A 26,505-nucleotide genomic window follows, 5' to 3' on the forward strand; every position below is an offset into this window, starting at 1 on the left:
CCTTCAATACGCAAACTGTTCGTTGAGGATGCGGTCTTCGAGGTTGTGTTCCGGATCGAACAGGAGCTGCACGGTACGGTCGCGCGATTCGCGCACCGTCACCTCGACCACGTCGCGTACTTCGTTCGAATCGGCGGTCGCGCTGACCGGGCGCTTGTACGGGTCGAGCACCTCGAGCTTGACCTCGGTGCCCGCGCGCAGGATCGCGCCACGCCAGCGCCGCGGACGGAACGGGCTGATCGGGGTCAGCGCGAGCACGTCGGCGCCGAGCGGCAGGATCGGACCGTGCGCGGACAGGTTGTAGGCGGTCGAGCCGGCCGTGGTCGAGACGAGCACGCCGTCGCACATCAGCTCGTCGATCTTGACCGTGCCGTTGAGCGAGACGCGGATGTGCGCGGCCTGCTTGGTCTGGCGCAACAGCGAAACCTCGTTGAACGCGAGTGAAGTCGTGCTGCCACCGGATTCTCCGACCGCCTCCATCACCAGCGGCTTGAGCACGGTCGCCTGCGCGCGCTCGAGGCGCTCGCCCAGGCAGTCGATGCGAAACTGGTTCATCAGGAACCCGACCGTGCCGAGCTTCATCCCGTACACCGGCTTGTTCAATGCGAGATGACGGTGCAGCGTGCGCAGCATGAAGCCGTCGCCGCCGAGTGCGACGATCACGTCGGCCTCTTCGTACGGCACTTCCGCGTACCGCGCGCGTATCTGCGCGAGCGCATCCTGCGCTTCTTCGGTGCGGCTGGCGACGAAGGCGATGGCGGATCGGGTCACGGCGGCTCCACGCAAGGGTCGCGCCGATTCTAACCGCGAACTCGACGCCCGACGTCATTTTCGACAGACGACCACGCCGATTTCCTTGAGTCGCTCGCACTGCGCCGGAGCGAACCGAAACCTCGCCTGGCTCAGTGGCAGCTAAGTTTGCCTGCGTAATCTCTCCTTCGTGCAAATCCCTGCACGCTCGGAGAAACGTCATGTACCTCAACACCAAGTCTTTCCTCCTGGCGATCGCCATTGCGGCAACCGGCGCAGTCGCCCACGCCGACAAGAGCGGCGCGGAGAACGACGCCCCAGCGATTGCCACGGCCAAGATTCCGCTCACTCAGGCCGTCACCGTTGCCGAACAGTACGCCAACGGCAAAGCGTCGCGCGCCGAGTACGAAAACTCGAAGCAGGGTTGGGTCTACGACGTCGAGGTAGTCAGCGCAGCCAGGGTCGTCGATGTCCGGGTCGATGCCGACAAGGGCACGGTCGTCTCGTCCGCAGTGGACAAGGTGGATCGCGATGACGATCACGACGAGCAGGACTGACCGGTCGCCATCGATACGTCCGGATCGCCCAACGGACGCGATCCGGATTGAAGACCTTCCAATGGCTGACGATCATGTTCTCCCGGGCCTTGGGTACAGCATTCGGCGATTGGCCGGCCGATGCGACGGGCCCGGGCTACACTGGTGCGGTCATCGTGCTCAGCGAGCTGCTCGCCCCTGGCCGTGGCGATCTACCGCGGGATCGGCGTATCCCGCAGTTGCTGCTCTGGACGGCGTTCATCCTGGCCCGTCCACTGCGTGCCGTGGTCGGCGATTTTCTGGACAAGTCGCTGAGCGCGGGCGGTCTGGCGCTGAGCCGCCATTCGGCATCGATCGCACTGCCGACCTGCATGCCGATCGCGATCCTGCTGTTCCGGCAGCGGGCTGCCAGGGCGATACATTGAACGGCGAGGGAAAGGAGGAGGAATGCGGGTATTGCTGGTCGAAGACGACCCCATGATCGGTGAAGCCGTCCACGGCGCATTGAAGGATGCGTCCTATGCCGCCGACTGGGTAAAAGACGGGCCGAAAGCGCTTACGACGCTCGATTGCCAGCATTATGATCTGGTACTGCTGGATCTGGGCCTGCCCGGCAAGGATGGATTGGAGGTGCTGACCGCCATCCGCGCCAAGGACAACCCGGTTCCCCTGCTCATCCTTACCGCGCGCGATGGCCTGGATGATCGTCTGCGCGGCCTCGACGGCGGGGCCGACGACTACGTGTCCAAGCCCTTCCAGATGGCCGAGCTGCTCGCCCGGATGCGCGCCGTTCTGCGGCGCAAGGGCGGCACGGCTGCGCCCGCGTTCAGCAATGGCGTGGTGTCGCTCGATCCGGCCACCAAGGAGGCCTGCGTCGGCGGCGGTCCCCCGCGGCAACTGTCCCAGCGCGAGTTCGCGTTGCTGCACGCCTTGCTGGTGCGGCCCGGGGCCATTCTCTCGCGCTCCGAGCTGGAGGACCGCATCTACGGCTGGGGACAGGAGGTCGAGAGCAACGCCGTCGAATTTCTGATTCATGCGCTGCGACGCAAGCTGGGCGGCGAGGTCATCAAGAACGTCAGGGGGGTCGGATGGATGGTCGCAAAAGGCGCTTGAACGATTCGGTTCAGCTCAAGCTGTCCTTCGCCCTGTCGCTGGCCATCTTCGTGGTGGCCATCGTGGCGGGCGTCTTCTCGTTCCTGTCGGCTTTCAATGAAGCGCATGAATTGCAGGACGATGTGCTGCGCCAGGTCGCGCAGCTCATGAATAGTCGGCTTCTGTCGCCGACCTTGCCGACCACCGATGCCCGACTCGCGGATGCCGATGAAGAGTCGCGCGTGATCGTCCAGCGTTTGGGCGAGGCCGATCCGTCTGCGACGAGCGTGGATGCCGGCGGTACTCTTTCCCTGCCGACAACCCTGGCGGATGGGCTGCAAACGCTGGATGTCGGCGGCGAGAACTTCCGCGTACTGGTCAAGACCACGGCCGCGGGTGAACGCATTGCGGTGGCTCAGGAATCCGAGTTTCGCAACGAAATCGCCCACGACGGTGCGCTGCGCACCGTGATGCCTTTCCTGATTCTGGTGCCGGTGCTGCTGCTGATCGTCGCCAACCTGGTGCGCAAGATGTTCCGCCCGATTGCCGCGCTCTCCCGGGCAATCGACCAGCGTGCCGAGCAGGAACTGCATCCGGTCGACGATCGCCACTTCCCGGTCGAGGTACGGCCCTTCGCCGTGGCGATCAATCGTTTGCTGGCCCGCGTGGGTCAGTCCATGGAGTCCCAGCGCCGTTTTGTGGCGGATGCGGCACACGAGCTGCGCTCGCCGCTGACCGCCCTTTCGCTGCAGGCCGAACGGCTGGCGGAAGCGGAGATGTCCGGCCTGGCACGCGAGCGGCTGACAGTGCTGCGCCGAGGAATCGAGCGCGACCGGAGCCTGCTGGATCAACTGCTGACCTTGGCCAGGGTGCGGTCGGCTGCCGACTTGCCGCAGTCGCCCGTGTCCGTCCAGCGCATCTACCGCCGCGTGTTGGAGGACCTCATGCCGCTGGCCGGGGCCAAGCACATCGACATCGGCGTCGAAGGCACCGAAGACGCCAAAGTACGGGTCAGCGAGTTTGACATGATCGCCGTGGTCAAGAACCTGGTCGACAACGCGATTCGCTACACTCCCGAGGGAGGGCGCGTCGACCTTTCCGTGAGGGTGTCGGAAGGCAGCGTCGAACTGTGCATTCGGGACAATGGACCCGGCATCCCGTTGGCCGAACGCGAGCGGGTTTTCGACCCGTTCTACCGCGCCCTGGGTAGCGAGCAGATTGGTTCGGGCCTGGGGCTCTCCATCGTGCAAACCATTGCGCATCGCATCGGCGCGGAAATCCGCCTGGATTTCACCGACGAATCCCGGCAAACCGGGCTGAGCGCCGTCGTCATCGTCCCCACTAGGTAACGGCTTGAGAAGCGAGGAGAGGGGCGAAATGCTTACTGTGGCCGGGGTTTTCCGGGCCTGTTCATCCGCTGTCCACGCAACGCTGACGGCCATTCTCGCCAAAATGAACATTCACGGGACCGATTCCAGCGCGGCCGCCTCGCCCCGAACGGACATCTGCACATTCTGCACGATCCAAGCGACAATAGGCGATGACTCGAGGGGCAATCCACGCGGCCATGACCATTTTTTCATGTTGCTGATGCGCTTTCCGACACCTCTGCGCGAGGGTGTACGGGCTGGCCTGCGTGCGCTCGCGTTCGCCGCGACTTGCGCAACGAGCGCATGCTCGTGGCACACGGCCATTCCCGATCTGCCCAAAGACACGCCTGCCGACTGGCAGGCGCGCAACGCTGCGGCGGGCGGCTTCGCCCCCGATCTCGACCATTGGTGGCGCGCCTTCGACGACCCGGTGCTCGACGGCCTGATCGAACGCGCGCTGCACGACAACCTCAACATCCGCATCGCCGGCGAGCGCCTGCAGGCCGCACGCGCGATCCGCCACGCCCACCGCGGCATGTTCTGGCCGAACCTCAATTTTCGCACCTTCATCGAGACCGCGCCGAATGCAAGCACTGGTTATCTCGAAATCGGCCTCGATTCGACCTGGGAGTTTGGCTTCTTCGGCCGCGCCACCGGCAACAAGCGCATCAACCTCGCCGACGAGAATCTTGCGATCATCGATGACGCAGCGGTGCGCGTATCCGTCATCGCCGAAGTGGCGCGCAACTATGTCGAGTTGCGCGCCGCTCAGGCGCGCGCGCGCGCCCTCGACGAAGTGGTCGCGGTGCGTCACCGGCAGGCCGCGCTCGCGCAGACACGCCTCGCCACCCGCATGGGCACGCAGCTCGAACTGGACCGGGCCCGGGCCGAATCGCTGCAGGCGGAGAACGAAGCGGCTGAACCGGCACTGACCGCGGCGCAAACCCGTCAAGCCCTCGCCGTTCTGCTCGGTACGACCACTCCTGATCCTGCCCTGCTCAGCGCATCGAAGCAGCCGGTGCTGCCCGCGATCGACTTCCGCAGCGCGCCCGCCGATCTCCTGCGTACCCGCGCCGACATCCGTCGCGCCGAACAGAATGTCGTGCGCGCGGCGGGCGAGCTGGGCATCGCACGCTCCGACCTGTTCCCCAAGTTCGGCCTCTACACCACCCTCATTTCCTCCACTGCGCTGACCTCCACCCATCTCAATGACGACTTCGTGTTCATCGCTGGACCGACGATTTCCCTGCCGATCCTCGACTGGGGTGCGCGCCGCCAGGTCATCAATGCGCGCGAACGCGCGCTGCAGGCTTCGCTGCTCGCGTATCGCCAGGCGGTGATCGAGGGCGTGGGCGAGGCGCAGACCGCGCTTGTCCAGTTCGATGCGAAAAGCGTACTCGCGGGCAACGAACAGAAGGCTTTGGACCTGAGCGAACGTGGCGCGAAATCCGCGCAGACGATGCAGCGTATCGGCCTCGGCGACGGCCTGGAGACCGCCACCGCCGATCTCGCCGCGGCGCAGGCACGCCTTGCGCGCAACCTCGCCACGCGCGACCGCGCGCTCGCCTACATCGCGTTGTACAAGGCCTTCGGCGGCACGATTCCGCCGCTCGCGAAAGACGCGAAGAACGAAGGCCTGCCGTAGTGGTCGCCCTCGCGCGCAAGACCCTGATCTACGAGTGGCGCAAGTTCCTGCCGGCCGCGCTCGCGGTCGCGTTCTCGGGCCTGCTGCTGCTGATGATGACCGCGCTGATGTTCGGCATCTTCTCCAGCGCCGGGGTCTACGTAAGCCGCTCGGGTGGCGACATCTGGGCCGGCTATCCGGGCACGCAGACCGTGGAACTCGGCCGCCCCGTGCCGCGCGACACCGAAATGTGGTTACGCATGGACCCGGCCGTGGTCCAGGTCGAGCCGTTCCAGTGGCTGGACGGCGACTGGCGCGGCCCGGCCGAGCGCGGCAGCGTATCGGTATTCATCTCCGGCATCGACCCCGCGCCGAACGGGCTGATGTTCTCGCATGTGCTCGACGTTGCCGAACGCGCGCTGCTCAACGAACCCGGCGCGGTGATAGTCGACGCGGCCGACCTGCCCAAGCTCGGCCTCGACATCGGCAGCACCGCGTTCCTCAACGGCCACCGGGTCAAGATCGTCGCCGCGGCGAACGGCCTGCGCACGCTCGGCGGCGTCAATATCGTCACCTCGATCGCCACCGCGCGCACCCTGGTCGCCGATGCTGCCGAGCGCGACAAGGTCGCCTACTACGTCGCGCGTCTCGCCGCGGGCGCGAACCCGGACGTGGTGCGCGACCGGCTCACGCCCGTTGCCGCCGCCCACCGTTTTGCAGTGTGGACCCACGACGAATTCGCGCGCAACGCGGCAACCTACTGGATGTTCGAAACCGGTGCCGGACTCGGCTTCATCTTCCTTTCGTTCGTGGTCTTCCTCGTCGGCGTGGTCATCACCAGCCAGACGCTGTTCGCCGCGGTCGCAAGCTCGGTGCGCGAGTACGCCATGCTCAACGCGCTCGGCGCGGGCATCGGCGCGCTGCGCCGCGTGATCCTCGAGCAGGCGTTCTGGGTCGGCACCATCGGCGTCGTCGTCGGCAGCGCGGTGAGCGTCTCGCTGGCCCTGCTCGCCCACGGACAGGACGTGCCGATCGCGTTCAACTATCTGGCCGCGATCGCCTGCGCCACGCTGGTCATGGCGATCGCGCTGATTTCCGGCTTTCTCGCGGTCGGTGCGATCAATCACCTTGAACCGGCGAACCTGCTGCGCTGATCATGACCGCACTCGTCGCCGACAACATCACCAAGAGCTACACGAGCGGGCGCGTCGAAACGCACGTGTTGCAAGGCATGTCGATCGCGCTCGACGAGCGCGAGCTGACTCTCGTGCTCGGTCCCTCCGGCTCCGGGAAAAGTACACTTCTGGCAATACTGAGCGGCCTGCTCAAGCCCGACCGCGGCAACGTCGCCGCGCTCGGCGAGGATCTGTGGCAGAAATCGCGTGCGGACCTGGAGAAGTTCCGCCTCGAGCACACCGGCTTCGTGTTCCAGGGTTTCAACCTGTTTCCGGCGCTGACCGCGCTCGAGCAGGTGATGCTGCCGCTCAACTACCTCGGCCTGCCGCGCCATGCCGTGCGCAACATGGCGTTGGCCTCGCTCGAAGAAGTTGGCCTCGCCTCGCGCGCGCACCTGCGCCCGATCGAACTGTCCGGTGGCGAGAAACAGCGCATCGCGATCGCGCGCGCGCTGGCGAAGAAGCCGCAATTCCTTTTCGCCGACGAGCCGACCAGCGCGCTCGATTCGGTCAACGGCAAGAACGTCATCGACGCTCTGCATCGCGTCGCGCGTGTGTACGGCGCAACCGTCGTCTGCGTCAGCCACGACACGCGCCTCGCCGCCGACGCCGACCGCATCATCCACATGGCCGACGGGCGTATCCTGTCCGACGTGAAGCAGATCAGCGCGTCGGCCCCGTCCAGATCCACTTCCGCGGAAGCGAACCCATGAGCAAGACCGCCCTCACCCCGCTCGTCCTCGCAACCGGCGCAGCCGTCGCGCTGATGCTCGGCGCCTGCGGCAAGACCACGTCGGGCACGCCGGCAGCGACCGCAACGGCCTCGTCGAAGTTCGTCGCGATCGCGCGCGGCCGCGTCGACGTGCAGGGCGGGCTCGTCCATGTCGCCGCCTCGCGCGACGGCATCGTCGCCGAACTGCCGAAGGCAGCCGGCGACGACGTCAAGGCCGGCGACGCGCTCGTCGTGCTCGACACGAAGCAAGCCCGGATCGCGCTCGACGCGGCGCGCGCCGAACTCAACGCGGCGAGTGCGCAAGGCACGCTGCTCCGCGCCAAGCAACCGGCGCTGAAGCTGCGCGCGGCGCGCGTGCTCGAGGCGGCCGTGGCCGGCGCCGCGACCGGCCAGTCGGCTGACGACGCGAAACAGGCGATGGCGGAATTGAACGCCGAGATCGCCGTTGCCGACGCCAACATCGAGACGGCGAAGCAGAAAGTGCGCCAGGCCGAGTACGAGATCGAGGCGCGCACGCTGCGGGCCCCGGTCGCCGGCCGCATCATTTCGCGCGCGACGCACATCGGCGACGTCGTCTCGCCCTCGTCCGGCGAACTCGTCGAACTGCTGCCCGACGCGCCGCGCATCGTGCGCGCCGAACTCAACGAAGGCTTCGTCAACAAGGTCGGCGTCGGCATGACCGCGGAAATCTCCAGCGAGACCGACCCGGGCAAGCCGCAGACCGCGCGCGTAAACCGCATCGGCGAGGTATTCGGCCCGAGCAAGCTCAACGAAAGCGCGCAGGAAACCACCGATACGCGCGACGTCGAGTGCATCCTCGAACTGCCCGACAACAGCCTCAAGGTCGGCCAGCGCGTGCAGGTGCGTTTTTTGCCGGCGGCGGTGCGATAACGTCCCGCCCGCGCCGCGCCATCGCTCACGTCCCTGCCGGCGGTAGGCAGGCGCAACGCAGATATCGAGCCGCTACTTGGCAGTCAGAGAGGGATTGTCGGCAAAGTTTGGATTCAACAGGGAGCGGAAACTAGAGCGGTTTCGGTTTGGTTGTTGACACATCTCCCCTCGCGGGAGAGGGGGAGCCACGGTCTTCGGCGATGCATCCACCTCCGCCCTTGTCTTCGAAGTCCTTCTTCCCAGCCCCTCTCCCGCGAGGAGAGAGGGGTTGAGGTGGCTCGCTGGTTGTAAGATTTGAATCAAAAATGCTCTAGTTCAGGAGCACGGAGAGCTATCGGAGATGTTGATGCATCTTGCGTTGGCTTTGTGTCGGAACAACGCAGTGTAGTTAGCCAGAATGCCCTTGCCGTCGGCATTGCCATTGATGAGTTGCGTAACCCAGAAGCCCGTGACTGGTTGTCCAATGAGAGCTTTGCTCCCGCTGGTATCTGTCAACAAGCGAAGCGGTGACGTCGGTTGCTGGCCTTGATGAAAGTCCAGTATCGCCCAACCCGTCTGCGGACTCGACGCCGGAAGATTCATCGGAACTAAATTGGACGCAAGAACATTCGAAGGCGTCTTTGGGCCGTATAGCTGATCCATTCCATTCGCGCCTCCTGAGCCAAACGTCACGATTTGACTGTCGTACAGGAGGCGCGGCGACGGACAGCTTCCCACGGCGAGGCAGACTGGCACCGCAATTTTCCCCTCCCTATCCAATTGAACCCACCTCACGTCGGTGTAAGAAACCGCCGTACCACTCTGAGTGACTCCGTACGTATACTCGAACGGCAGTTGCGCACTCTGGCCGACATAATACGGATCGACATAGAACCGTTTTGTGGGATAGGTAATGACCCACTCCGAACGCGCCGCCGTGCCGCCGCCGGTCCAATATTCGTTGGCCAATGACTCGACCATGAAAACAGCGGACACGGCATCGATGCCACGCTTGAAGCCAAGCGATTGGACCTTATTGCCCGTGTAGACCAAAGCCGATAGCGACGTCGCGCTGGCAATGTTTGGCGTCAATGCATCGGGCGCGCTGTGCTGCCCTACGCCACCTTCTGCATAGAACTGCGTAATCGCATCGGCATTGTAGGATTGCACCGTGCCAACCGGAACATTGACGATTGTCCCGCTGCCGAACAGGCCGCCTGTGGCCGGTCCGATATCGGTTTGCGCGTTGCTTCGCCAATAGCCGCCCTCTTGCCAAGCCTGAAGCACTTGTGAGCAATCCGTCGCATCACCGTGGTGCTTCAACGAATCGCTAGTCTGCCAGACATCGTTCGTCACCGTACCCATTTCGATGACTTCGATATGTCCCTCGCGCGTGCGTGAGGAACCTGTCGGACCACCGTCTGCACCCTGCGTCGAGCCCGAGTTGAAGTTGTTGGTAGAAAAAGCCATTGCTGACACGATCGTCGAGGGAAGCTTCGGCACCGTGCAACTGGCATCGTTGGTATACAGCGCCGCACCGTCGCCGGACTCGACCACTGCGCTCACCCATGTATCGTAAGGCTGTAGATACAGGTTGAAGTCGAGCACATCGCGCCCGTTGTAGCCTTCGAGAAACCGGACTTTGACCGCTTTGGTGTCGGTACTGGAATTAATCAATGTCAATAACGTCGAGTTATTGCCGTTAACCGTGTAGTACGGATAGACCAGTACTTGACCCAGGCCATGGGGGTTTATGACCACGGCGTAAATCGGCATTGAAACGACAAGCGCGATACACGCGCTGGCCACAAAAGTCCTTTGCTGAAAATGTCTTGTCATTAGATTTCTCCTGAAACTCCGCCCGTCATAAAATCGAAGGAACAGGTCCCTGATTTAAATAGACATAACCGAGCCAGTCACTTCCGGAATTATCCGTATACCCCAAAGAATACATTGCCGTTTCCAGCGTATCCGGAAAGATTGCATGGTCGTCGCGCGACGGATTGTACTTCCGCATCAATTTGACGGTACCCGTAGGCTGCGAACTGGTCTTAGGATATATATATCCTTCAATGCCATCGACTTTATATCCAAGATCGGTGAAGGCGGTCACACCCGCGGAATCAGCCGTGTAAGTCACGTCGATATGCTGCGGATTCGAATTGCAAATCACCGGGGGACTGATGGTCGCATCGCCGCACTTCCACGACAGACGATACAATGGAACCAATGGGTCGCCGCCATTCTTGGGGTTTAGCGATGTAGTAAAAACCCAAACCTGCGCTTTCGGACTTCCGCTAACACCAGGAAACGATGAATAACCATTAATGCCGACGCCATCGAGTACCGAATAGCTAATAGAACTCGGCATGCCGTTATTTCGTGGTTCCAGTGTCCCTATCGTTGCCGATGCGGCCATCTGCGGAACAGTTGTGTAGAAATAATCCGACCGCCCCGGGCTGTACATCGAAAATAAAGGAGTCAACCTATTAGTCGTTTGCGCAATTGTGTTTGCGACGGCTGTTAGCGCATTCGGAACTCCGTAACTCGATAGTATCTGAGGGCTCGATAACGTGTAAGTATAAGTACCAGAAAATGTGCCACTCGCTTGACGAATCAATGTTTTTATCTGTGAAGCGCTCAGCCTTGGATTAATCGATCTCAAAATCCCGGATAGTGCGGAAACATATGGCGCGGACATGGATGTTCCCGAGCAATTCCCATATCCGTCATTCGCCGCTCCGGAAAAATCAAACCCTGCCGAATCGGCGCAAGGCCGCCTGTCGGTAACGGAAATGTAGTTCGACCCCACTGGCAAGGTCGAGACAATATCCGCAGCGGGTGCCATTACCCCGTCACTACCAGGGTAGTTGCTTCCGGAAGAATCAGGCCGGCCATACCAGTCTAATGCGTTTGGCTCAGTCCAAAGCTGCACACTATAGGGATACGAAAAAGGGTTACTTGGCGCAGCTGCGATTTGAACACCGCCTACCGCAAGCACTGCGGACTCGCTCGCAGGGAATGCAGGTTTGTTCCAACGAAAATTGCCAGCGGACGCAACGGCGAGAAGATCTCGGCTTGTGGCTAAGCTTAAGGCGGTACAAAAATTGTCGATGTCGAAATAATTGGAGGCTGGGCAAGCAATATTTTCACTATATTCGACTGTACCAAGGCTCATGTTTACGACTTGAAACCCACGCTCTATCGATTTATTGAGCCCTACAACTATGCTTGCCCAATCCTGATTAATTCGCATTTCTCCGAGGCTGCAGTTTGGACACGCACCTGCCACCCCGATCGAGTTATTCACCGTCGCTGCGATGATTCCGCCGACATGTGTGCCGTGCGCTTCAAATCCCGCTGGTGGTAGCGAAATGGCTGCGGAGAAGTGTGATCTGTAGTTTTTCTGCAGGTCCGCCGGAGCTGTGTCGTTTACGAAGCCGGTATCTATATCTGCAACATAGGAGAACCCTAGGGCCTTATCCCACGCCGCGGGAAAATTCATGGCGTGTAGTCCCCATTGATACTGGGCTGGATGGGTCGCGTTATACTTGGCAAAATAGGAATCGTTGGGTGACCAAGCAAATCGTAGTGTACGATTCATCCCCACGCTGGACGCAAATCTTTTTTGCAGTTCTAATTTTGCTTTTTTGGCGCTGGCAATATCGCCATAACGCAGGATCACATATCTCTGTAGACGTTCAGTCGGATCATCGGCTTTCAATTCGGCGCGACTGACGTTGTCCAGCCGGTCATCATCGATAAGATACCTGGCGTCGACTGGATTGAAGAAAGCCGAAAGCAAGCGCATATCCGCCTTCTCAACGCCTTCGACCAATACGTCCTCAGCGCGTACGGAGCCTGACAAACCAATATTTAACGATGAAAGCCATGCCGGGTTTGCGCTGTCCGGCAAAACGATCAATTCATTGCTGTTTCCGTTCTCATCTGACAGATACTTCCCGACCTCGAATGCCTTGCGAGGTCTGCGCGTAGTCTCTTGCACCTGCTTGCGATAAACGACGAGGTCGGCGTTTTCCATGGGAGGCCTGTCGAACACGCCGCCGACGAAAGGACCTTCCGTAAACTGCGAAGCGACAGTCGTTCCATTGGAATGTTGCGGAAGTGCTCCACTTACGAGAATCGCGACCATTGAAGCAATTCGTGCTTTGCGCACAGAAATAAGACGAGGACTCACCCAGTACAAATTCATAGCTACTCTCTCCGACCAGTTTGGCGCTCTACCCAGCGCGAGTCGAAGGTAACAATTGATTTGTCAAGAATTTGATAACAAAAGATTAATAATTTAATTTGGAAATCTTTAACAACCGAAATCTGCGACCGAGGCCTCGCTTGTTTCGGATTCCTGATTAGCCCCAACACTCAGCGCAGCAACGGCTCGTTGAGGGAGAGAGCTTGGGGTGAGGGGCTTTCGATCATCGTGAAAGGCCAGAGCGAGAAGCGCCCCCATGCCTCTCCCCCACGCCAGCTCTGATGAGGGGGCTTGTGCCGCACTGACGTCCGACGCGAATCAGGTCAACCCTTGCCGGCCGTTCCTACTGCGCCGCGAGCAGCATGCCCGCAAGCGCCATCACGACGACTGCGCCCCCGCCTGCACGAGCTGGGCGAGACGGCGCACCGCGACCGAGATGATCGGATAGTCGGTCACCACCTGCGAGCGCATGTCGGCGAACATCGCGAGCGTGAACTTGAGCGAGGCATCGTCGCGGCCGAGCCATGCGGCGACCAGATCGCTGCCCTTCGCGCCTTTCTTGCCGCCCTCGAGCACCTGCGCGGTCAGCGCGCGATGCTGCGCGTAGAGTTCGTCGCGCAGGCCGCCGCGCGCCTGCGCGTGCCATTGCGATTCGACCGGCAACGCCTCGATCTTCTGCATCAGCCAGTTGAGGTTGAGCGATTCGCCGAGGCCGAAATACACCTCGGCCGCCTCGCCGATCCTGAGCTTGTGGTCGCTGGCGACGTGGATGATGTCGAGGCCCGAGCCCGGCGTGCGCAGGCCGGCGAGTTCGTTGCCGAGCGCGTCGGGGAAGCCGGCCTCCTTCCAGCGGCGCTGCTCGCTCTCGTAGATCGCGCGCTCGCTCGGCGTGACCACGTCGTAGAGCTGCTTGCGCAGTTCCTGCATGCCCTTGTGGTATCGGGCCACGGCGGCGGCGATGTCGAGTCCTTCGTCGGCATGGTTGAGCAACCAGCGCGTGGTGCCGCGCAGGCACTGCCAGATCACGAGCAGCGCGTCGATCTGCGCGTTGCCGTTGACCTTGCCGTCGAGCGCCTCGATCTGCGCCCACATGTTGCGCGCATCGAACACTTCGCGCGCGATGTTGAACGCACGCGCGACCTGCGCCGGCGTCTTGCCGGTGTCCTCGCCCATGCGCAGGACGAAGGTCGCGCCCATGCGGTTGACCATCGAGTTGGTCACCGCGGTGGCGATGATCTCGCGCTTCAGGCGATGGCGCTCCATGTGCTCGGCGTACTTCTCCTGCAGCGGCACCGGGAAATAGCGGCGCAGCTCCTTCGACAGGTACGCATCCTCCGGTACGTCGGATTCGAGCAACTGCTGGAACAGCACGATCTTCGAATACGACAGCAGCACGGCGAGTTCCGGGCGCGTCAGGCCGAGGCCGCGCGCCTTGCGCTCGGCGAACTCGGCGTCGCTCGGCAGGAACTCGATCTGCCTGTCCAGCAAGCCCTGCGATTCCAGCGTGCGGATGAAATGCTGCTTGGAACCGAGACGCGCGACCGACATGCGCTCCATCAGGCTGATCGCCTGGTTCTGGCGGTAGTTGTCGGCGAGGACGAGGCGCTCGACCTCGTCGGTCATCGCCGCGAGCTGCTTGTTGCGCTGGTCCATCGTCAGCTCGCCGCGCTGCACCGCGTCGCCGAGCAGGATCTTGATGTTGACCTCGTGGTCGGAGGTGTCTACGCCGGCCGAGTTGTCGATGAAGTCGGTATTCAACAACACACCATTGAGCGCCGCTTCGATGCGCCCGCGCTGGGTGAAGCCGAGGTTGCCGCCCTCGCCGATCAGCTTGCTGCGCAATTCCTTGCCGTTGATGCGGATCGCGTTGTTGGCGCGGTCGCCGACATCGGCGTTGGTCTCGACTTCGGCCTTGACGTAGGTGCCGATGCCGCCGTTCCAGAGCAGGTCGACCGGCGCCTTGAGGATCGCACGCTTGAGGTCGTTCGGCGACAGCGCCTCGACGCCGTCGTCGATGCCGAGCGCGGCGCGCACTTCGGGCGAGATCGCAATCGACTTCGCGGTCAGCGGATAAATGCCGCCGCCCTTCGAGATCAACTTCGCATCGTAGTCGGCCCACGACGAACGCGGCAGCTTGAACATGCGCTCGCGCTCGGGGAAGGTCCTGGCCGCATCCGGGTTCGGATCGAGGAAGATGTGGCGGTGGTCGAACGCGGCGACGAGGCGGATGTGCTTCGACAGCAGCATGCCGTTGCCGAACACGTCGCCGGACATGTCGCCGATGCCCACGCAGGTGAAGTCCTGCGATTGCGAATCGCGGCCGAGCGCGCGGAAGTGGCGCTTGACCGATTCCCACCCACCCTTCGCGGTGATGCCCATGGCCTTGTGGTCGTAGCCGACCGAGCCGCCCGAGGCGAACGCGTCGCCGAGCCAGAAATCGTGCTCGATCGAAATCGCGTTGGCGATGTCGGAGAACGTCGCCGTACCCTTGTCCGCGGCGACGACGAGATACGGATCGTCGGCGTCGTGGCGCACGCAGTTCTGCGGATTCACCACCTTGCCGTCGACGAGGTTGTCGGTGATATCGAGCATGGCGTTCATGAACAGGCGATAGCAGGCGATGCCTTCGGCGAGCTGCGCATCGCGGTCGCCGCCAAGCGGCGGACGCTTGACGAAGAAACCGCCCTTCGAGCCGACCGGCACGATGACGGTGTTCTTCACCATCTGCGCCTTGACCAGGCCGAGCACCTCGGTGCGGAAATCCTCGCGCCGGTCCGACCAGCGCAGGCCGCCGCGCGCGACCGGCCCGAACCTCAGGTGCACTGCCTCCACGCGCGGTGCATAGACGAAGATCTCGCGGTACGGCCGCGGCTTCGGCAGGTCCGGCACCCTGGACGGATCGAACTTGAACGAGATGTACTCGCGGTGCTTGCCTTCGGGCGTCTGGAAATAGCTCGTGCGCAGCATCGCACCGATCGTGCCGAGGTAGGCGCGCAGGATGCGGTCCTCGTCGAGGCTGGCGACGTTGTCGAGCAGCGACTTGACCGCATCAACGGCGGCCTTGTACTGCTCCTCGCGCGTCTGCGCACAAGCGGCAACGACGGCGTCGACGATCATGCCGCGCTGTTCTTTCATCGTTTCCGGCAGCAGCGTGTCGATTTCCTTCTGCAGGCGCTTCTTCTGCTGCTCGATCTCGGCCTTCGTCCACTTGTCGCGCGCGGGATCGAACTTGGTCTCGAACAGCACGATGAAAAACGCCGCGATCAGCGGATAACGGTTGAGCGTCTCCTCCATGTAGCTCTGCGAGAACGGCACGCCGGCCTGCAGCAGGTACTTGCACACGCCGCGCAGCATCGCGACCTGGCGCCAGTCGAGGTTGGCGCCGAGGATCAGCTTGTTGAAGCCGTCGCTCTCGGTCTGGCCGCGCCAGATGCGCTCGAAGCTCTGCTGGAACGTGTCGCGCACGGTGTCGAGATCGAAGTCGAAACGGCCGGCCGGTTGCACCTCGAAATCCTGGATCACGATCGACGTGTCGCCGACGTGCATCTCGTACGGATGCTCGGACAGCACCTTCATGCCCATGTTCTCGAGCATCGGCAGCACTTCGGTCAGCGTGATCGGCGCGCCGTAGCGGAACAGCTTGAAGCGCAAATTGGTCTCGCCGCGCGAGCGGTAGAGATTCAGGCGGATGTCATCGGCGTTCTTCAGGCTCGCCGCCGCTTCGACGTCGGCTGCGGCGACGGCCGAGGAAACCTCTTCGATGTAGCCCGCCGGCAACGCCCTTCCGTAGCGGTTGGCCAGGCGCGAGCCCTTGTCCTCGCCGTGTTTCTTGACCAGCGTTTCGCGCAGTTCGTCGTGCCAGTTGCGCACGACCTGGCCGATCTTCGCTTCGAGTTCGGCGACGTCGTAGCCAGGCTTGTCGCCCGGCTTCGGCCGGATCACCAGATGCACGCGCGCGAGCGGCGACTCGCCCATCTGCACCGAGGAATCGACGCGCTCGCCGTGGAAGGCGCGCTTGAGCAGCGCCTCGATGCGCTCGCGCACATCGGTGTTGAAGCGCTCGCGCGGCACGAACACGAGGCAGGAGAAGAAGCGGCCGTACTTGTCGCGGCGCACGAACAGGCGCGAACGCGCGCGGCCCTGCAGGTGCATGATGCCGCCCGCGGTATCGAACAGTTCGTTCTCGCTCGATTGGAACAGCTCCTCGCGCGGCAGCGTCTCGAGGACGTTGCGCAGGGTCTTGCCCGAATGCGAGTCGCGCTTGTAGCCCGCGCGGTCCATCACCGCCTCGTACTTCTGCCGCACGAGCGGGATCTCCCACGGCCGGCGCGTGTAGGCGCCCGAGGCATAGAGGCCGAGGAAACGATGCTCGGCGGTCGGCATGCCCTTGTCGTCGAATTCGAGCACGCCGATGTAGTCCATGTAACCGCCGCGGTGCACGGTCGAGCGCGCGTTGGTCTTGGTCAGGATCACCGCGTCGCCCGTGCCCGACTTGCGCAGCTCGTGCGACACCAGCGTCTTAAGCGAGCGCGGCGCGACCTGCTTCTCGCTGCCGCGCAGGATGCCGAGGCCGGTTTTCGGCGAGGCCTCGAGCACTTCGTCGTCGCCCTTCTTGACGACGTGGTATTCGCGGTAGCCGAGGAAGGTGAAATGGTCCGCCGCCGCCCAGCGCAGGAACTCCTGCGCCTCGGCGACGCCGGCCGCGTCCAGCGGCAGCTTCCACTTGCCGACATTGTCGGCCATCTCGAGCATCTTCGCCTTCATCACCGGCCAGTCGGCGACGGCCGCGGCGACGTCGTGCAGCGCGAGCTGCATGGCCTTCTGCAGGCGCTCCATCTCGGCCGGCTCGCTCAGGCGATCGACTTCGAGATACATCACCGACTCGGGCCTGCCCTTGTGCGCGTCGTCGAGCGCGAGGTTGAGCAGGTTGCCGCCCGGATCGCGCGCGATGAAATACACCGGATGGATCAGGCCATGCAGCGCCAAACCGTGTTCGTGCGCGGCGATGCCGACCGAGTCGACGAGGAACGGCATGTCGTTCGTCGCGATCTGCACGGCCGTGTAGTTCGACTCCCAGCCGTCGTTCTCCAGGCTCGGGTTGAACACGCGCACGCTCGGCGTGTTCGCCGCGCGCACGCGGATGAAATCCATCAGCCCGTGCAGCAGCGCCGCCCAGGTCTTCGCATCGCGCACGGCGACGTCGTCGCCGGCGACGCGGCTGAAAAACTGGCTGACGAAAGTGCGCGCCTGCTGGACTTGTGCCGCGGAGGAAAGATGCGGCTGCAGCTCGGTGAGGATGGCGTCGATCGTGGTGTCGGCCGGTGCGAGTTTCGCGTTCATGGCGGATCGGAAGTCCCTGGCGTGAGTGGCTCCGGCCCGATGCCGGATCGAACGCGAATTATAAGCCGCTTTGCTTGCAGGCGATGGAGCCACTTCGGCGTAGCTGCCCATCGCTCCGCCTCAGCAAGCGTTCACGATCCTTCGGAATTCCTCGCCGCGTTGCAACATGGAGGCACAACGAATCCGCGCTTCTTCCAAAAGCAAAGGGCGCCATGCGGCGCCCCTCCTTTCAAATGCACTCGAACCGGCGAAGCCATTTCGAATGCCTGCGTGGCGAGCTGCACGCGTGTGCAGGTGCCTGACTTTCACTGCCGCGTGCGGAAACGGAACGCCGCAGACGGGATGCTGCGATGTTCGCATTCATGCGGACAGGCACATGCCCGTCAATTTCAGTCTCCACAGTCGATCGCGGATTCGAACGCCAGCCGGCTCAGCGGAAACTGGCCGCTGCCGAACTCAGGCAGATCGGACTGGTAATTGAATTGCGCCGCCGCGCAACTCGTCAGATCGATGTCCACCGTGCCCCACGGACTCGCCTTCGCCCCCGTCGGCGCACCGCCCGGCTGCAACACGCCGCCGGTATTGCGTGCCATCTGCGCGTGGATGTGCCGATCCGAGGTCAACGTGCCGACACCGTAGATCCAGGCCTGGTTGCCGTTGTTGTCGAACGTGGTCCAGAACACCATGACATCCTTGTTGTCGTGGATGCGCCGCAACGACACATAGTGGCCGTTGGCGATGCCCGGCACGTAGTAGAGCCCGTTCATGCCGTTCGCCGTCACCAGGCCCACACCGCCGCCGAACTCGTAGGCACCAGCATCGCAGTTCACCGCGTTGCGCGTGACGCCGCGCGCATCGGTGGCCTCGCAGTATTGCGCGACGCCGGCGCGATAGGCCGGGCTGGCGTAGTCGATTTGCACGGTCGGCACGAGACCGCCGTGGTCGGCTGGTGCGGGCAAGCCCATATCCGAAACGACTTTGTCGCCTGTGCTCGCGGAGGGCCCACACCCGGGATCGGTCAGCACATTTCCACCGAACGAAGTCAGCGGCGTTCCGTTGGTCTGGAAACAAATCTGCTTGTTCGAAGAGAGCAGCGAATTGGACAACGTGATTCCATTGCAAATCATCGGGTTCATGCCACACGGGCCCATCGTCAGTGACGAATCGACGAACGTGGAGTTGTAGGCAGTGAAGGTGCCGGTCAGAGACGCTCCGATCCAGGTCGTATTGCGCAGCGTCACATCCGCTGGCGCAAAGCTCCGCAGCGTCGTGCCGAGCGAGTTCCCGAAAACGGTCACGTTCTCCAGATAGAGCGCACCACCATTGCGGAACAGTCCGCTGGGCACGCTACCCATGCAAGTGTCGGTTTCGTCCACAAGCTTCAAATTGCGCACCGTCAGCACTACGCCGGGACCGACGTTGAAAGCCGTCCCCAATCCGCAAATCTGTCGTGCCCGGATCGTTGCTCCATTGCCTTCAACGACCAGTTTGCCCTGCCCGACGCTGATCGAGCAGGCCGTGTCGTTGCTGACGTAGCTTCCGCCGCGGGCGAGTTGAATGGTCGTGGGCCGATTCGCGGCCTGCGCCGCTGCGCTTTGAATTGCAACACAGTCGCCGTCGGCAACCCACACCACACCGGCGGTGGCGGTTTGGCACAGACCAAGAATAAAGCTCAACAGCAAGATGAAGCGCAACATATCGTCACTCCTCCGCAGTTTGGGCGCGGCCCGTTTTTATACGAACACCCCGCATTGCACGTGGCATCCGCTCAGGTTCGGCGCTAAAGAGTAGCGTTGTCAGAGAAAAGTTCAGATTGCATTCAGTTCATCGCAATCCGGTTTCGTTGCGCGCGATCACCATGCGCTGGATCTCGCTCGTGCCCTCGTAGATCTCGGTGATCTTCGCGTCGCGGAAATAGCGCTCCAGCGGCATTTCCTTGGAATAGCCCATGCCGCCGTGCACCTGGATCGCCTGGTGCGTGATCCACATCGCCGATTCGGACGCGGTGAGCTTGGCCACCGCGGCTTCGGTCGAGAACTTGCCGCCGCTCTTTTCCGCCTGCTGTTTGGCCCAGGCCGCGCGCAGCACGAGCCAGTACGACGCATCGAGCTTGCACTTCATGTCGGCGATCTTCTGCTGGATCATCTGGAAGCTGCCGATGGACTGGCCGAAGGCCTTGCGGTCGCGCGCGTAGACCAGCGTCGCCTCGTAGGCCGCACGCGACAGGCCGACCGCTTGCGAGGCAATGCCGATGCGGCCCGCGTCGAGCACGCTCATCGCCACCTTGAAACCCTCACCCTCGACGCCGATCAGGTCTTGCGCGGGCACGCGATAGTCGGTGAACTCGATCTCGCAGGTCGCAGAGGCGCGGATGCCGAGCTTGGGTTCGGTCTTGCCGCGATGGAAGCCCGCGCGCTCGGTGTCGATCATCAGCGCGCTGATGCCCCTGGCGCCTTTCGCCGGGTCGGTCATCGCGAACAGCAGGATGTATTTCGCGACCGGACCCGAGGTGATCCAGCTCTTCTTGCCGTTGACGACGAAGCTGCCGTCGGCCTGCCTGACCGCGCGCAGCTTCATCGCCGTCGCGTCGGAACCGGACTGCGGCTCGGTCAGCGCGAACGCGCCGATCGCCTTGCCCGACGCGATCGGCTCGACGTATTTCAGCTTCTGCTCGTGCGTGCCGAACTTGAGCAGGCCGTTGCAGTACAGCGTGTTGTTCACCGACATGATCGTCGAGGTGGCGCAGTCGGCCGCGGCGATCTCGATCATCGCGAGCACGTAGGAAATCGAATCCATGCCCGCCCCGCCGTACTCGACCGGCACCTCGATGCCCATCAGGCCGAGCGCGCCCATCTCACGGATGTTGTCGAGCGGGAATTCGCCCTTCGCATCGAACTCCGCAGCGACCGGCGCGATGCGCTTCTGCGCGAAGTCGCGCGCGACGGCCTGGATGGAAAGCTGGTCTTCGCTGAAATTGAAATCCATGACGGCTCCAGATGAGTGTTTTTCGAGCAAAAGCGAGGCTGGCCATCTTACCGCGTTGCGTAGTCGGCGAAATCGCAGGCCTTGCCGCGCAGGCGCTGATTGAGCATCCAGCCGAGCAGGCCCGGCGTCGCATAGGCGCGATGCCAGATGACGTGCATTTCCTCCGGATACTCGGTATAGATCGGCCTGCCGCCCATCGCGCGCAGCGCGCGTACGACCGCGCGCGAACCGACCATTTCGCCGTCGTAGCCTTTCTCCACGTCGGTGTCGTTGTCCTTGCCGCCGTGGAACACCCACTGCGGCACAAGCGCGATGGGCGCGAGCCCCGAGGTTTCCGTCATCCCCGACATCGGCACGCCGGCGGCGAAGCACGCGGGCCAGGTCTTGAGCGTGTCCCACACGCCCGTGGCGCCATCGGAAATGCCGGTCAGGATCACGCGCCGCCGGTCGATCGGGAAGCGCTTGAACGCATCGCGCACGACCGCGGCGACGCGCGCCGGCGGCCAGTAGGCGTTGGTCGTTTCCGGCGCGATATAGACGAACGGCACGTTCGTTGAAATCGCCCGGTCGATCAGTTCCATCGAGCCGTTGCCGTAGCCGCCGAGTTGGGATTCGTTGTCGGTGCCATCCTGCCAATCGCCGTGCAGGAAGATCACCAGTGGCAGCAATTCGTTGTTTTCGCGCCCGGGCGTGACGATCGCGCGATACGGCACGCGCATGGAGTCGTCGGTCCAGTATTTACCGAGCGCGGCATTGTCGATGGCGTGTGCGGGCATGGCGGCGAACCAAGTGCAGAGGCCGAGGATCAGCGAGCGGTGAGCGGTGAGCGGTGAGCGGAAAAAGCCGGGAAACCATCGACGATGCGCAACGCCCGCTCTTCCCCGCTCACCGCTCACGGCTGCCCGCTCACTGCTCGAAGCCACCGCTTTCCGCTCATCATCCACATTGACTCCGCGCCGCATCGCCCATATTCTACGCATATATCTTTCAATCAAGATAAAAGGATAAATGGACCTCGCCTCGACCTCGGCCCTGCTGCGCCTGCTTTCCGACCCGACCCGGGTACGGCTGCTCGCGCTGCTCGAACGCGAGGAGCTGACCGTGGCCGAGCTGTCCGACGTGCTGCGCCTCGCCCAGCCGCGCGTGTCGACGCACCTGGCCAAGCTCAAGGAGGCCGACCTCGTGCGCGACCGCCGCGCCGGCGTGTCCGCCTATTATCGCTACAACTCCGAGCTGGATGCGAAGTCGTCGTCCTTCCTGCATGCGCTGCGCGAGACGATCGACGACGCCCTGCTCAAGAACGACGCGCAGCGCCTGCCCACCGTGCTCGCCGAACGCGCGCGCGCCGAAGGCTGGGCGGACACCGTCGCCGGCGACATGGAGCGCCACTATTCGCCGGGCCGTACCTGGGAAGCGCTGGCGCGCGCGCTGGCCGGGCTGATCGACTCGGGCGACGTGCTCGACATCGCCTCGGGCGACGGCGCGCTGGCCGAACTGCTCGCGCCGCACGCGCGCAGCATCGTCTGCATCGACTCGAGCGAGCGCGTGGTCCATGCCGCGCGCGCGCGGCTGAAGACGTTCGACAACGTCGAAGTCCAAGCAGGCGACATGCATGCGCTGAATCTCGACTCGAAGCGGTTCGACCTTGTGCTGTCGATGCACGCCCTTACCTACAGCGACGCGCCGGCGCAGGCGGTCGTCGAGGCCGCGCGCGTGCTCAAGCCCGGCGGACGCCTGCTCGTGACCACGCTGGCCCGGCACGCGCACCGCACCGCGGTCGCGCCGTTCGACCACCGCAACCTCGGCTTCAAGGATGCCGAGCTGCGCGAGTTCGCGCGCAAGGCCGGCCTCGAGGTGCTGAGCTGCACGCGCCTGACGCGCGAACGCCGGCCGCCGCACTTCGAAGTGTTGTCCTTGCTGGCACAAAAGCCATGACCGATACGGCAATGTTTTGTCTGGAGCAATGAAATGAACACCGCCCTGCCCTGGCTCAATCCGGTCCGCACGCAAGCGCTACTCGACGCGCTGGCCAAACGCATCCTGGTCATCGACGGCGCGATGGGTACGATGCTGCAGTCGTACAAGCTCGAGGAAGACGGCTACCGCGGATCGCGCTTCTCCGAAGGCCGCGACGCGCATCATCAGCATGAACACCACGGCCCCGGCTGCGACCTCAAGGGCAACAACGACCTGCTCTCGCTGACCCAGCCCGAGATCATCAAGGCCGTGCACACCGCGTATCTGGACGCCGGCGCCGACCTGATCGAGACGAACACGTTCAACTCGACCACGATCAGCCAGGCCGACTACCACCTGGAACACCTCGCCTGCGAACTCAATCGCGAAGGCGCGCGGCTCGCGCGCGAGTGCTGCGATGTGGTCGAGCAGAAAACTCCCGGGCAACCGCGCTTCGTCATCGGCGTGCTTGGGCCGACCAGCCGCACGGCGTCGATTTCGCCCGACGTCAACAATCCGGGCTTCCGCAATGTGAGTTTCGAGGAACTCGATGCGGCCTATCGCGAAGCCACGCGCGGCCTGCTCGACGGCGGTGCCGACGTGGTCATGGTCGAGACGATTTTCGACACGCTCAACGCCAAGGCCGCGCTGTACGCGATCGGCAAGGAATTCGAGCGCCGCGGCGCGCGCGTGCCGATCCTGATCTCGGGCACGATCACCGACCTGTCCGGCCGCACGCTTTCCGGCCAGACCGCCGAGGCGTTCTACTACTCGCTGCGCCACGCGCAGCCGCTGGCCATCGGCCTCAACTGCGCGCTCGGCGCGAGCGAGCTGCGCCAGTACGTCGAAGCGTTGGCCAACGTCGCCGAGTGCCATGTGTCCACGCATCCGAACGCCGGCTTGCCCAACGCGTTCGCCGAATACGACGAGACGCCCGAGCAGATGGCCGCGGTGGTCGGCGAATTCGCGACCAGCGGCCTGGTCAACCTCGTCGGCGGCTGCTGCGGCACGAGCCCCGCGCACATCCGTGCGATTGCGCAGGCGGTGCGCGGCGTCGCGCCGCGGGTTTTGCCCGCGATTGAGTCGGTAGCCGCGTAGAAATCGTCATTCCGGCAGTCCCTGCCGGAATGACAAGCAAGAGCAAAGCACAACAATGACCCAACCTCGATACACCCGTCTCTCCGGCCTCGAACCCTTCGTCATCACGCCGGACCTGCTGTTCGTCAACGTCGGCGAGCGCACCAACGTCACCGGCTCGGCCGCGTTCAAGAAATTGATCAAGGAAGACCGCTACGCCGAGGCAGTCGAAGTCGCACGCCAGCAGGTCGAGAACGGCGCGCAGATCATCGACGTCAACATGGACGAGGGCCTGATCGATTCCGAAAAGGCGATGGAGAGATTCCTCAACCTGATCGCGGCCGAGCCCGACATCGCGCGCGTGCCGGTGATGGTCGACTCGTCGAAATGGACGGTGATCGAATCGGGGCTGCGCTGCCTGCAGGGCAAGGGCGTGGTCAATTCGATCTCGCTCAAGGAAGGCGAGGAAATCTTCCTCGAACACGCGCGCAAGGTGCTCGCCTATGGCGCCGCCGTGGTCGTCATGGCCTTCGACGAAACCGGCCAGGCCGACACCAGGGCGCGCAAGGTCGAGATCTGCGCGCGCGCGTACAGGATTCTTGTCGAACAGGTCGGCTTCCCGCCCGAAGACATCATTTTCGACCCGAACATCTTCGCCATCGCCACCGGCATCGAGGAACACAACAACTACGCGGTCGACTTCATCGAGGCCACGCGCGAGATCAAGGCGACGCTGCCGCACTGCCACGTCTCCGGCGGCGTGTCGAACGTGTCGTTCTCGTTCCGCGGCAACGAGACCGTGCGCGGCGCGATCCACAGCGTGTTCCTCTACCACGCGATCGCGGCAGGCATGGACATGGGCATCGTCAACGCCGGCGCGCTGCCGATCTACGACGATCTCGATCCGGAGCTGCGCGAACGGGTCGAAGACGTCGTGCTCAATCGGCGCGAGGATGCGACCGAGCGCCTGCTGGAAATCGCCGAGAAGTACAAGAAGGGCACGGGCGAGCAAGGCGCCGGCAACAAGGAAAAACTGGCCTGGCGCGAGAAGGACGTGCGCGAGCGCCTGTCGCACGCGCTGGTTCACGGCATCGACGAATTCGTCGAAGGCGACACCGAGGAAGCGCGCCTGCAATCGACGCGCCCGCTCGACGTGATCGAAGGCCCGCTGATGGACGGCATGAACGTGGTCGGCGATCTGTTCGGCGCGGGCAAGATGTTCCTGCCGCAGGTGGTGAAATCCGCGCGCGTGATGAAGAAGGCCGTGGCCTACCTGCTGCCCTTCATCGAGGCCGAGAAAGCGCGCACGGGCGATGCGGGCAAGTCGAACGGCAAGATCGTCATGGCCACGGTCAAGGGCGACGTGCACGACATCGGCAAGAACATCGTCGGCGTCGTGCTCCGCTGCAACAACTTCGAGGTGATCGATCTCGGCGTGATGGTGCCGGCGCAGAAGATCCTCGACGTGGCCCGCGCCGAAAACGCCGACATGATCGGCCTGTCGGGCCTGATCACGCCCTCGCTCGAGGAGATGAGCCACGTCGCCAAGGAAATGCAGCGCCAGGACTTCCACGTGCCATTGTTGATCGGCGGCGCGACGACCTCGCGCGCGCACACGGCGCTGAAGATCGAACCGCACTACAAGTCGCCGACCGTGTGGGTCAAAGACGCCTCGCGTGCGGTCGGCGTGGCGCAGTCGCTGATCTCGAGGGATCTCGTCGGCGATTTCATGGCGAAGATTCGCGCCGAATACGCCGACATCCGCGAGCGCCACAAGGACCGCGGCCCGGCCAAGCGTCTGGTTTCGCTCGACCACGCGCGCGGCCAGGCGTTCGACGGCGGCTGGGACAACTACACGCCGCCCACGCCGAACAAGCCCGGCATCACCGTGTTCGCCGATTATCCACTCGCCGAATTGGTCGAACGCATCGACTGGTCGCCGTTCTTCAATACCTGGGAACTCGCCGGGCACTACCCGCAGATTTTCGACGACGCCGTCGTCGGCAAGCATGCGCGCGAACTGTTCGATGACGCGCAAAAAATGCTGAAGCAGATCGTCGCCGAAAAATGGCTCACGGCCAGCGCGGTGATCGGCTTCTGGCCGGCGACACGCATCGGCGACGATGTCGAGATTTTGCAGGACGCGGGGTCCGGGTCCCGGCTTCATTTCCTGCGCCAGCAGGCGGACAAGCCGCCCGGCCGGCCCGATTTCTGTCTCGCCGATTTCATTGCGCCGGAGCAGTCCGGCAAGCAGGACTGGATCGGCGGCTTCGCCGTCACCGCCGGCACCGGCATCGAGGACAAACTCGCCGAGTTCGCCAGAACCTTCGACGACTATTCCTCGATCCTGCTCAAGGCGCTCGCCGACCGCCTCGCCGAGGCGTTCGCCGAGCGCCTGCACGAGCGCGTGCGCAAGGAGTTCTGGGGCTACGCGGCCGCCGAGACGCTGGGCAACGACGAGTTGATCGCCGAGAAGTACCGCGGCATCCGCCCCGCCCCCGGCTACCCGGCCTGTCCCGACCACACCGAGAAAGGTACGCTGTTCGCCCTGCTCGAAGCGACCAGATCCGCCGGCATCGAACTCACCGAAAGCTTCGCGATGTACCCGACCGCCGCCGTGTCCGGCTGGTATTTCAGTCACCCCGGCAGCCAGTACTTCGTGCTCGGTCGCGTGACCCGGGAGCAGGTCGAGGACTATGCCCGGCGCAAGGGCTGGACGCTCGCCGAAGCCGAACGCTGGCTCGCGCCGAACCTCGACTACGACCCCGAGTAGTCGCTGCCGTC

Annotated in this window: 18 protein-coding genes; 11 read left to right on the plus strand and 7 right to left on the minus strand. The window is 63.5% G+C overall.

Annotation, left to right across the window (positions count from 1 at the left end; translation table 11 throughout):
• Positions 1 to 3: 3 nt before the first annotated feature.
• Positions 4 to 771: an NAD kinase gene (locus AC16HO_RS09250; RefSeq protein ID WP_395642780.1), complete on the minus strand. Its 768-nt coding sequence runs from the start codon at positions 769 to 771 to the stop codon at positions 4 to 6.
• 200 nt (positions 772 to 971) lie between these two features.
• Between AC16HO_RS09250 and AC16HO_RS09255 the strand changes: the two genes are divergently transcribed.
• The 8 genes from AC16HO_RS09255 (at position 972) to AC16HO_RS09290 (ending at position 8,171) form a co-directional block, all read left to right on the plus strand.
• Entirely contained in the window at positions 972 to 1,307 is a 336-nt protein-coding gene (locus AC16HO_RS09255; RefSeq protein ID WP_395642781.1) for a PepSY domain-containing protein, read from the plus strand.
• A 47-nt stretch (positions 1,308 to 1,354) separates the two neighbouring features.
• Positions 1,355 to 1,711, plus strand: a complete 357-nt coding sequence (locus tag AC16HO_RS09260) for a COG4705 family protein (protein ID WP_395642782.1) — start codon at positions 1,355 to 1,357, stop codon at positions 1,709 to 1,711.
• A gap of 22 nt (positions 1,712 to 1,733) precedes the next feature.
• Positions 1,734 to 2,399, plus strand: coding sequence for a response regulator transcription factor (locus AC16HO_RS09265; protein ID WP_395642783.1), 666 nt, complete (start codon positions 1,734 to 1,736; stop codon positions 2,397 to 2,399).
• Positions 2,396 to 3,727: an ATP-binding protein gene (locus AC16HO_RS09270; RefSeq protein ID WP_395642784.1), complete on the plus strand. Its 1,332-nt coding sequence runs from the start codon at positions 2,396 to 2,398 to the stop codon at positions 3,725 to 3,727. Before AC16HO_RS09265 ends, AC16HO_RS09270 begins: the two co-directional genes overlap by 4 nt.
• A gap of 232 nt (positions 3,728 to 3,959) precedes the next feature.
• Positions 3,960 to 5,393: a TolC family protein gene (locus AC16HO_RS09275; RefSeq protein WP_395642785.1), complete on the plus strand. Its 1,434-nt coding sequence runs from the start codon at positions 3,960 to 3,962 to the stop codon at positions 5,391 to 5,393.
• The gene (locus AC16HO_RS09280; RefSeq protein WP_395642786.1) at positions 5,393 to 6,526 is read left to right on the plus strand and encodes an ABC transporter permease; all 1,134 of its coding nucleotides are present in this window, start codon (positions 5,393 to 5,395) and stop codon (positions 6,524 to 6,526) included. Before AC16HO_RS09275 ends, AC16HO_RS09280 begins: the two co-directional genes overlap by 1 nt.
• A gap of 2 nt (positions 6,527 to 6,528) precedes the next feature.
• Positions 6,529 to 7,260 (plus strand): ABC transporter ATP-binding protein, encoded by a 732-nt coding sequence (locus AC16HO_RS09285; RefSeq protein ID WP_395642787.1) that lies wholly within the window; start codon positions 6,529 to 6,531, stop codon positions 7,258 to 7,260.
• Positions 7,257 to 8,171 carry an efflux RND transporter periplasmic adaptor subunit gene (locus tag AC16HO_RS09290; RefSeq protein WP_395642788.1) on the plus strand — a complete coding sequence of 305 codons (915 nt, stop codon included), beginning with the start codon at positions 7,257 to 7,259 and terminating at the stop codon, positions 8,169 to 8,171. Before AC16HO_RS09285 ends, AC16HO_RS09290 begins: the two co-directional genes overlap by 4 nt.
• Before the next feature lie 315 nt (positions 8,172 to 8,486).
• On the opposite strand, the gene AC16HO_RS09295 is transcribed toward AC16HO_RS09290, so the two are convergent.
• The 6 genes from AC16HO_RS09295 to AC16HO_RS09320 form a co-directional block, all read right to left on the minus strand.
• A complete protein-coding gene (locus tag AC16HO_RS09295) occupies positions 8,487 to 9,989 on the minus strand; it encodes a hypothetical protein (RefSeq protein WP_395642789.1) in 1,503 nt (500 codons plus the stop codon).
• A 25-nt stretch (positions 9,990 to 10,014) separates the two neighbouring features.
• Complete coding sequence (locus AC16HO_RS09300) at positions 10,015 to 12,363, minus strand: S8 family serine peptidase (RefSeq protein WP_395642790.1); 2,349 nt, start codon at positions 12,361 to 12,363, stop codon at positions 10,015 to 10,017.
• Between the two features lie 378 nt (positions 12,364 to 12,741).
• A complete protein-coding gene (locus AC16HO_RS09305; protein ID WP_395642791.1) occupies positions 12,742 to 17,703 on the minus strand; it encodes an NAD-glutamate dehydrogenase in 4,962 nt (1,653 codons plus the stop codon).
• A gap of 389 nt (positions 17,704 to 18,092) precedes the next feature.
• Positions 18,093 to 19,400, minus strand: coding sequence for a choice-of-anchor Q domain-containing protein (locus AC16HO_RS09310; protein ID WP_395642792.1), 1,308 nt, complete (start codon positions 19,398 to 19,400; stop codon positions 18,093 to 18,095).
• A gap of 127 nt (positions 19,401 to 19,527) precedes the next feature.
• Positions 19,528 to 20,688, minus strand: a complete 1,161-nt coding sequence (locus AC16HO_RS09315) for an acyl-CoA dehydrogenase family protein (protein WP_395642793.1) — start codon at positions 20,686 to 20,688, stop codon at positions 19,528 to 19,530.
• Between the two features lie 47 nt (positions 20,689 to 20,735).
• The gene (locus AC16HO_RS09320; RefSeq protein ID WP_395642794.1) at positions 20,736 to 21,464 is read right to left on the minus strand and encodes a carboxylesterase family protein; all 729 of its coding nucleotides are present in this window, start codon (positions 21,462 to 21,464) and stop codon (positions 20,736 to 20,738) included.
• A gap of 232 nt (positions 21,465 to 21,696) precedes the next feature.
• On the opposite strand from AC16HO_RS09320, the gene AC16HO_RS09325 reads away from it, so the two are divergent.
• The 3 genes from AC16HO_RS09325 to metH are packed head-to-tail and all read left to right on the plus strand — an operon-like array spanning position 21,697 to position 26,494.
• Positions 21,697 to 22,623, plus strand: coding sequence for an ArsR/SmtB family transcription factor (locus tag AC16HO_RS09325; protein ID WP_395642795.1), 927 nt, complete (start codon positions 21,697 to 21,699; stop codon positions 22,621 to 22,623).
• Between the two features lie 33 nt (positions 22,624 to 22,656).
• Entirely contained in the window at positions 22,657 to 23,742 is a 1,086-nt protein-coding gene (locus tag AC16HO_RS09330; RefSeq protein WP_395642796.1) for a homocysteine S-methyltransferase family protein, read from the plus strand.
• Between the two features lie 55 nt (positions 23,743 to 23,797).
• Positions 23,798 to 26,494: a methionine synthase gene (metH, locus tag AC16HO_RS09335; RefSeq protein ID WP_395642797.1), complete on the plus strand. Its 2,697-nt coding sequence runs from the start codon at positions 23,798 to 23,800 to the stop codon at positions 26,492 to 26,494.
• The last annotated feature ends 11 nt before the right edge of the window (positions 26,495 to 26,505 follow it).

It is taken from the genome of Rudaea sp., from assembly GCF_057139185.1.

Bases quoted from the DNA above. Each gene is read 5' to 3' on its own strand.
- AC16HO_RS09255 (WP_395642781.1), top strand. From the start codon at position 972: ATGTACCTCAACACCAAGTCTTTCCTCCTGGCGATCGCCATTGCGGCA.
- AC16HO_RS09265 (WP_395642783.1), top strand. From the start codon at position 1,734: ATGCGGGTATTGCTGGTCGAAGACGACCCCATGATCGGTGAAGCCGTC.
- AC16HO_RS09275 (WP_395642785.1), top strand. From the start codon at position 3,960: ATGTTGCTGATGCGCTTTCCGACACCTCTGCGCGAGGGTGTACGGGCT.
- AC16HO_RS09285 (WP_395642787.1), top strand. From the start codon at position 6,529: ATGACCGCACTCGTCGCCGACAACATCACCAAGAGCTACACGAGCGGG.
- AC16HO_RS09290 (WP_395642788.1), top strand. From the start codon at position 7,257: ATGAGCAAGACCGCCCTCACCCCGCTCGTCCTCGCAACCGGCGCAGCC.
- AC16HO_RS09295 (WP_395642789.1), bottom strand. From the start codon at position 9,989: ATGACAAGACATTTTCAGCAAAGGACTTTTGTGGCCAGCGCGTGTATC.
- AC16HO_RS09300 (WP_395642790.1), bottom strand. From the start codon at position 12,363: ATGAATTTGTACTGGGTGAGTCCTCGTCTTATTTCTGTGCGCAAAGCA.
- AC16HO_RS09305 (WP_395642791.1), bottom strand. From the start codon at position 17,703: ATGAACGCGAAACTCGCACCGGCCGACACCACGATCGACGCCATCCTC.
- AC16HO_RS09310 (WP_395642792.1), bottom strand. From the start codon at position 19,400: ATGTTGCGCTTCATCTTGCTGTTGAGCTTTATTCTTGGTCTGTGCCAA.
- AC16HO_RS09315 (WP_395642793.1), bottom strand. From the start codon at position 20,688: ATGGATTTCAATTTCAGCGAAGACCAGCTTTCCATCCAGGCCGTCGCG.
- AC16HO_RS09320 (WP_395642794.1), bottom strand. From the start codon at position 21,464: ATGCCCGCACACGCCATCGACAATGCCGCGCTCGGTAAATACTGGACC.
- AC16HO_RS09325 (WP_395642795.1), top strand. From the start codon at position 21,697: ATGGACCTCGCCTCGACCTCGGCCCTGCTGCGCCTGCTTTCCGACCCG.
- AC16HO_RS09330 (WP_395642796.1), top strand. From the start codon at position 22,657: ATGAACACCGCCCTGCCCTGGCTCAATCCGGTCCGCACGCAAGCGCTA.
- metH (WP_395642797.1), top strand. From the start codon at position 23,798: ATGACCCAACCTCGATACACCCGTCTCTCCGGCCTCGAACCCTTCGTC.